Consider the following 6,265-nt stretch of genomic DNA (forward strand, 5'->3'; position numbering starts at 1 on the left):
GCGGATCGATTCTGAAGGGCACCGGGTCCTCGCGGTCGAATCTCTTGCACCCCATCCCGCCCGGCCCGGCCCGCACCATCTCGATCAGGAGAGGCTCCCCGATCCTGTCAGCCTTTCTTCTGGTCTCCTGGTCGGATACGGGCGAAGCCGCAGCCGAGGCCCAGGCCTCCGGCAGGCTCGCGATCTTCTTCAGGGATCTCTCGGCCTGGCTGGAGTCGGAGGTACCGCCCCGGGAGCTCGCCACCGCCGATCGGATCCGTGAGGCGGCCGGGATGGCGAGGGACCTGGCCCGAGAACTAAAGAGACTGCAAGACGAAGAAAGCCAGCACATCGATAGAAGAAGTGGAGGTGATCGCGATCTGCGGAGCTGAGCTTCCCGACTCCCTGGAGGAGATCCTCCAAGAGACGGAGAAGAAGGAAATGGGAGAAAAGAGTGACCAGTCCAAAAAGACTCTTCCGAGGGCTCAAACGACAGATGAGACTTGCAAGGATTGAAACCTCGCAGATAAAAGCTCCCACCAGGGCCTCGCCCCGTTGGGCTTGGCCTATCGGTCCCGGCTTCTCGCCGCCAGGACCATCTTCTTTATGATCGGCAGGATGAATGAATGATTAAGATAGATCGGGATTACGTACCGCTTCTGATTTTACTTTCGCCATATGACCGCGGTCATGATGATCAGTATCATGGCCGAGAGCTCTATCAAAGGCTCGACGGCCAGCTGGTTCACATCGCTGTACACTGCGGCCAAAAGCAGCATAACGCACCCCGCAAAGAGAGGATACCGCAGCTGACGGGCATTGGTATATCGGCTAATAAGCGACCACCGCTCCGGGTTCATACCTTTTCTTATAAGATACTTTTCGGTTGAGTTTTCCTCTGTGGAAGAGGGAGGCGGGAGGAGAGACGGTGCTCATGAACGTTTTGGTCGGGGCGGCCAATCATCAGACCGCCAGCATCCTCTCGATGGCGCCCCTTGCCCGGTCGGCGATCTCCTCGGGGACCGCCACTCGCGGCTCCAGGGTCTGGAGGGCCGAGAGGACCTTCTCCAGGCTCGTCTTCTTCATGTCGACGCAGACCGCCTCTTCGCTGAGGGGGTAAAACTCCTTATCGGGGTTCTCCTGCTTCAGCCGATAGTTCATACCGATCTCGGTTCCGACGATGAACTCTTGGGCGGGGCTCTCTTTCGCATGTCTTGCTATCCCCGAGGTGCTGTAGACGTGGTCTGCGAGGTCGATCACCTCGGGCCTGCACTCGGGATGGACGAGGAGCTCGGCCTGGGGGTGGAGGGCCCGCGCCCGCCGGACGTCTTCAGTTGTGTAGCGGTCGTGGACGTAGCAGTAGCCGTCCCAGGTTACGATCTTTTTATCGGTGAAGCGGGCGACGTACCTTCCCAGGTTCCTGTCGGGGACGAAGAGGACCTGGTCCTCAGCGAGGGAGGCCACCACCTCGATCCCGTTGGCGGAGGTGCAGCAGATGTCACTTTCTGCCTTGACCTCGGCGGAGGAGTTGACGTAGCAGACGACGGCGGCTCCGGGATGTTCTGCCTTGAACCTCCGGAGCTGCCGGGCCGTTATCATGGAGGCCATGGGGCAGCCGGCCCCGGCCTCGGGCATGATCACCCTTTTCTCGGGGGAGAGGATCGCCGCGGTCTCGGCCATGAAATCGACGCCGCAGAAGACGATCACCTCGGCCTTCTCCCCGGCGGCGGCCCGGGAGAGCTCCAGGGAGTCGCCCCGCAGGTCGGCGACGTCCTGGACCTCGCCGGGCTGGTAGTTGTGGGCGAGGATGACGGCGTTCTGCTCCTCCTTCAACCTGGATATCTCATCAGCGAGCATGATTGGAAGGCAGTGAGGGGGGATTTACTTTAAAAACGCTCCCCTCGCCGCAAGGAAAGTCGCCTCACTCCTCGGGCTTCTTTCGCCTCTGCCGCTCGTCCTTACGCCGCTCTGCCCGGTACTCCTGGATCATCCCCTCCAGCCACTCGGTCTTCTGTCTTGCCAGCCGGACCTCTCTCCGCTCGGCCCACCGGGCCAGCGCCTCCTCCAGATCGTCGGGGTCGACGAGGGCGACTCCTGCGACCCTCCTCACCGGCACCTCCCGGCTGGAGACGACGGGAATGCCGCCGTCCATCAGGTGCCCCTCCACCGAGGGCTCCATCTCCGTCTCGACGATCACCGCCTCCACACCCTCCTCGATGAAGAGGTCTGCGGTGTTGGGGCCGCCGCCGCTGGCGTCTTTGAGGACGACGACGTCTCCTCTCCCGATCTCCAGCCTCTCGGCCGCCGCCAGGATCGCCTCTCTCGAGAAGGAGGCGATCTCCTTGACCGGTCTGCCCACCGCCTCCACCTTCAGCTCTTCGGCCTTCCTGGCCCTCTTGAGCCTCGCCTTCAGCTTCCGGTTGATCTTCCTCTCCTGCCGGAGGAGGCCTCGGAGCCTCTCGATCTCCTTCTCCCTGATCCTGATCTCCTGGTCCCTTTTGATCTCGCGGCGGGACTTGTCCTTCAGCCTCTCGATCTTCGCCTCCAGACGGCGGCGCGCCACCTCATCCTTCGCGAGCTCGCCTTTCAGCTCCTCCGCGTACTCTCTCAGCCGCCGGATCTGATCGGCCTGGCGCCTGTTCTCCGCCATAAGGCCCGCGAGCTCCGAGTCGACCGGAGCCTCGGCCTCCCCCGGGGTCGCGGGCACCTCGGCCGGAGGCTCGGTCATCCCCGAGATCGCCTGGTCTATGGAGAGGCCCCTCACCACCAGGGCCTTCACCTCCTCGGGATCGAGGTCGGGGGGACACTTCTTCTCCACCTGCTGGAACTTGTTCTTGTACCTCTTATAGGCGCTGACGGCGGCGGCGAGGGCGTCGCGTTCGTGATCGTTTCTGTAGCCGTACTCCCGAGCCAGGGCGATCTTCTCCTCGGAGGGAATGTCGCTTCCGGGCGAGTAGAGGACGGAGGAGAAGGACCGTTTCACCTTCTCCACGGCTCCGGGCGGAGGAAAGACGTCTGTCGCAACGACCAGGGGCTTTCCCCTCTCCGCCAGCCACTCTACGACGTCCGGAGGCGACATCGCCCTCGCGCTCACCAGGTCCACCAGCTCGCCCCTGAGGTTAAGGGCGGCGATCCCGGTGGTGGTGCCGGGATCTACTCCGGCGATGATGTAGCCCCGCCTCGAGCGGAGCGGCTCGAACTTCAGCCTCGGCCTCTCCACCCCCTCGACCCTGATCTGGGCGTCGCCTCGATAGCCCGAACGGAGATGGACCTCGTCTTTTGGGGCCTCCACCACGAACTCGCTTCTGACGTAGCCTCCGATCCCCTCTACAGACCTCGCGCTGAACCGGTGTCCATCCTCTCGGAGCTTCTCCTCCACCTCCCGGGAGAGGGCCTTCACCGACCCATGGATCTTTCTCGTGTACCTCTTCTGGCTCCAGCCTCCCCGTCCCGGGGACCTTCGGCGGCTGACCTTGATCCAGGTCCGGTCCTCGAAGGCCGAGACTATGCTTCCAACGCCCCGAGAGGCGAGGCGGGCGCAGGTCTCTGCCTCGTCCATGGGATTCTGCCGATCGAAGGAGATCCCGTGCCATCGGGCGATCTTGGCCAGGGCCTGGGACCTCTCTCCTCCCGTCACCTGGACCAGCTTCGTCTTCGGCGGTATCCCTCTCAGGAGCCTGACGAGATCGATCCTGCTCGCGGCGAGTTCGTGGACGTTGTCGGTCGCCACCACCTCCGGCTCAGTCTGCCTGATCAGCCTGATCAGCTTCTGTCTGCTGATCATGGTGTGGCGCTCTTCCCTCTCCCCATCGAGGATGAAGAGGGCGTAGCTTGGGGCCCGCTTGCTCTTGGGTGATCCGCTGGCGATATCCACTCCATAGATCAATCCCGCGATGGCATCACCTCATGACGGCCTCCCGTCCTCCTTCTTCTCCCTCGATATTTTTTGGTCCTCTTTCACCCCCTCGTCACTTTCGCCGAGGACGAAGGCGAGGGCCTCTTCGAGCTCGAGGTCGAGGCGGTACTTCCGCTGGAAGTGACTGACGACGTTCTTCATGTCCCTCTCCAGGAGCTCCCGGGCCCGGGGATGGGTCCGGGAGACGGCCTGGGGCCAGTCGATGATGGCCATCTCGCCGTCCTCCCTGACCAGGACGTTGTAGGGGCTGAGGTCGGCGTGGACGATCCCCCTCCTCCAGGCGGCGGCCGCCTCCTCCAAGATCGCCTCCAGCCATCCTTCGGGCTCTTCGAGGTCGACTCGATATAGCTCCGTCCCGCCGAAATGCTCCATCACCACGGCGTGGTGGCTGAGGGCAACGGGCCGTGGCACCGAGACCTCGGGGTAGAGCCGTTTGAGGGTCTTGAACTCCTTTGCAGCCCCCAGCCTCGCGGCGTGGATCCAGGCGCAGCGGGGCAGATCCGCGAGATGATCCCTCACCCGCCGGATCTGCTTGAAGCTGGTCTCCCCCTGGCGGTGGAACTTGACCGCCAGAGGCAGCTCATCTGCGACCTCTTCTGCCCCCTCTGCGGCGTCCATCTCCGCTGCGGGAGGAGAGGAGGCTCGGCCCAGGGCCTCGAGGACGACCGACTCCTTGCCCACCCCGAGGAGGTCGCCGAGGGATAAGACGACGTCCCGGTCGACGAGGTCGGATAGGGCGATGAGGTCGTAGGCTGCAAAGCCTATCGCGTAACCCTCATAGGGCTCTTTTGTCTTGAAGACCAGCTTCTTGGCCAAAAGCTTCGAGAGGCCGCCGATCACCGCCTTGGGGGAGAGGCGGGTTTTGGCCATCAGATCCTCCGCCGGGACCCACTCGCAGTGGCGCATCCCCCTCTCGATCGCCTTGAGGAGAGCGATCTCCTTTCTGTCCAGTTTCAGGAAAGCATCTGCCAGGTTATCCACGGCACTTATTTGTCGGCTATAATTAAAATTGATTGCCCTGCATTGGGTTCCCTCTTCAGAGATCCCGACCGCTCAGCTCTGCCGTGGGGAGATCGCTTTGCCAGAGACTTACCTCTTTTTGAGCGCGATCTCTTCGCCCATTCTGAGACGGTACCGGCCGATATTTCTCTTTATATAGTCTTGAAAACGGGGTCTAATGCAGCATCACCTGCGATCTATCTTCGCCATGATCACATCAAAATACATTTATAGTGCCGAAGATACTTAACCTATATCTGGTGAATCAAAATGGTCCGAGATGAGGTTTTACATAGCCGTTTATCAGTCGCTGTTGTTCTCTTTTTGGCCGGTGCGATAATCCCCATGAACGCCGTCGGCGAGGTCTTAGTCGACGTCACCAACATCTTCCATCCCACGGGATTGATGGGCGACGAGGCGGACGTATCCATCTTTACCGAGGCGGACGGGAGCACCAAAATCGCATATTCCGGAGAGGAGTCGGAGGGCAGAGGATGGGCAGGGATCTACTGGCAGTACCCTAAGTACAACTGGGGTGATCATCCCGGCCTCGACCTGAGCAAGGCAACAAGGATCACCTTCAAAGCCCGAGGACAGAACGGCGGCGAACGGGCGGAGTTCATGATAGGAGGGATCGAAGGCGGCCGTTACGAGGACACTATAACCCCGCCGATCTCCACGGGGGAGATCGAACTGGATCGGAATTGGACAGATTATAAGATCGATTTTCTGAAGTCGGACGATCTGAGCCAGGTGATCGGGGGATTCTGCTGGCTGACTACAGAGAATACGAACCCTGGGGAGACAATATACCTGAAGGAGATAAGATTCGAGGCTTAGATCTCCAGATCCGTATACTTTTTCAGAGAGGTTTCATGGCCGAGGATACAAAATGGTACAAAAACACAGGCGTAATAATTACCTTGGCGTTGGCGATAACACCGGTTATAATATCGCAAATATTTGGTGTATATGTCGATATTATAAACTCGCCGACCGACTTTCGGGTCAGTCTCGATAAGGTCAGCATGGAGACGACGGGCGCCTTAACTGAGGCACCATCCGCACCGGGTGCGATCCCCCTAATGGTGATCAGCAACGAGAGCAGAATTAAGGTAGAGAATTGCCATCGCATCAACCCGTACGAATACGAGATCTTCTTGATGGTTGTCGAAGAACCCCCAGGCATAAACATCACCTTTGATCCAAATGCATTGAAGCTTCCAGATAATGATTCATCGATGATAACTGCAAAAGTATCATCAGATGCCAGTTCGGGAGGCCACCCCATCGAGATTGAAGCCGTAGGCGGGGACGGAACCAGACACCGCTGTTGCTGCATAATAACAGTCGTAAAGAGTTATGAGATAA

Annotated in this window: 7 protein-coding genes; 3 read left to right on the plus strand and 4 right to left on the minus strand. The window is 60.2% G+C overall.

The window, feature by feature from the left end; genetic code table 11:
• Positions 1-244, minus strand: a 244-nt coding sequence (locus tag ACP5EL_RS03905) for a hypothetical protein (protein WP_428401157.1), incomplete at its 3' end; no start/stop codon positions are given.
• A gap of 104 nt (positions 245-348) precedes the next feature.
• On the opposite strand from ACP5EL_RS03905, the gene ACP5EL_RS03910 reads away from it, so the two are divergent.
• The gene (locus ACP5EL_RS03910) at positions 349-495 is read left to right on the plus strand and encodes a hypothetical protein (RefSeq protein WP_428401158.1); all 147 of its coding nucleotides are present in this window, start codon (positions 349-351) and stop codon (positions 493-495) included.
• Between the two features lie 447 nt (positions 496-942).
• On the opposite strand, the gene nadA is transcribed toward ACP5EL_RS03910, so the two are convergent.
• The 3 genes from nadA to ACP5EL_RS03925 form a co-directional block, all read right to left on the minus strand.
• A complete protein-coding gene (nadA, locus tag ACP5EL_RS03915) occupies positions 943-1,836 on the minus strand; it encodes a quinolinate synthase NadA (RefSeq protein WP_428401159.1) in 894 nt (297 codons plus the stop codon).
• Between the two features lie 64 nt (positions 1,837-1,900).
• Positions 1,901-3,865: a DUF460 domain-containing protein gene (locus ACP5EL_RS03920; RefSeq protein ID WP_428401160.1), complete on the minus strand. Its 1,965-nt coding sequence runs from the start codon at positions 3,863-3,865 to the stop codon at positions 1,901-1,903.
• An 18-nt stretch (positions 3,866-3,883) separates the two neighbouring features.
• Positions 3,884-4,876: an RIO1 family regulatory kinase/ATPase gene (locus tag ACP5EL_RS03925; protein ID WP_428401161.1), complete on the minus strand. Its 993-nt coding sequence runs from the start codon at positions 4,874-4,876 to the stop codon at positions 3,884-3,886.
• A gap of 342 nt (positions 4,877-5,218) precedes the next feature.
• On the opposite strand from ACP5EL_RS03925, the gene ACP5EL_RS03930 reads away from it, so the two are divergent.
• Both ACP5EL_RS03930 and ACP5EL_RS03935 read left to right on the plus strand, forming a co-directional pair.
• Entirely contained in the window at positions 5,219-5,734 is a 516-nt protein-coding gene (locus tag ACP5EL_RS03930) for a hypothetical protein (protein ID WP_428401162.1), read from the plus strand.
• Positions 5,735-5,769: 35 nt separating this feature from the next.
• The coding region (locus tag ACP5EL_RS03935; RefSeq protein ID WP_428401163.1) for a hypothetical protein at positions 5,770-6,265 on the plus strand (496 nt) is incomplete at its 3' end.

Origin of the sequence: Methanocrinis sp., from assembly GCF_049974945.1 — an archaeon.
In the GTDB taxonomy this organism is placed as follows: Archaea; Halobacteriota; Methanosarcinia; order Methanotrichales; family Methanotrichaceae; genus Methanocrinis.

What these genes read in the sequence shown, in the direction of transcription:
- nadA (WP_428401159.1), bottom strand. Translation starts at nt 1,836, where the DNA reads ATGCTCGCTGATGAGATATCCAGGTTGAAGGAGGAGCAGAACGCCGTC.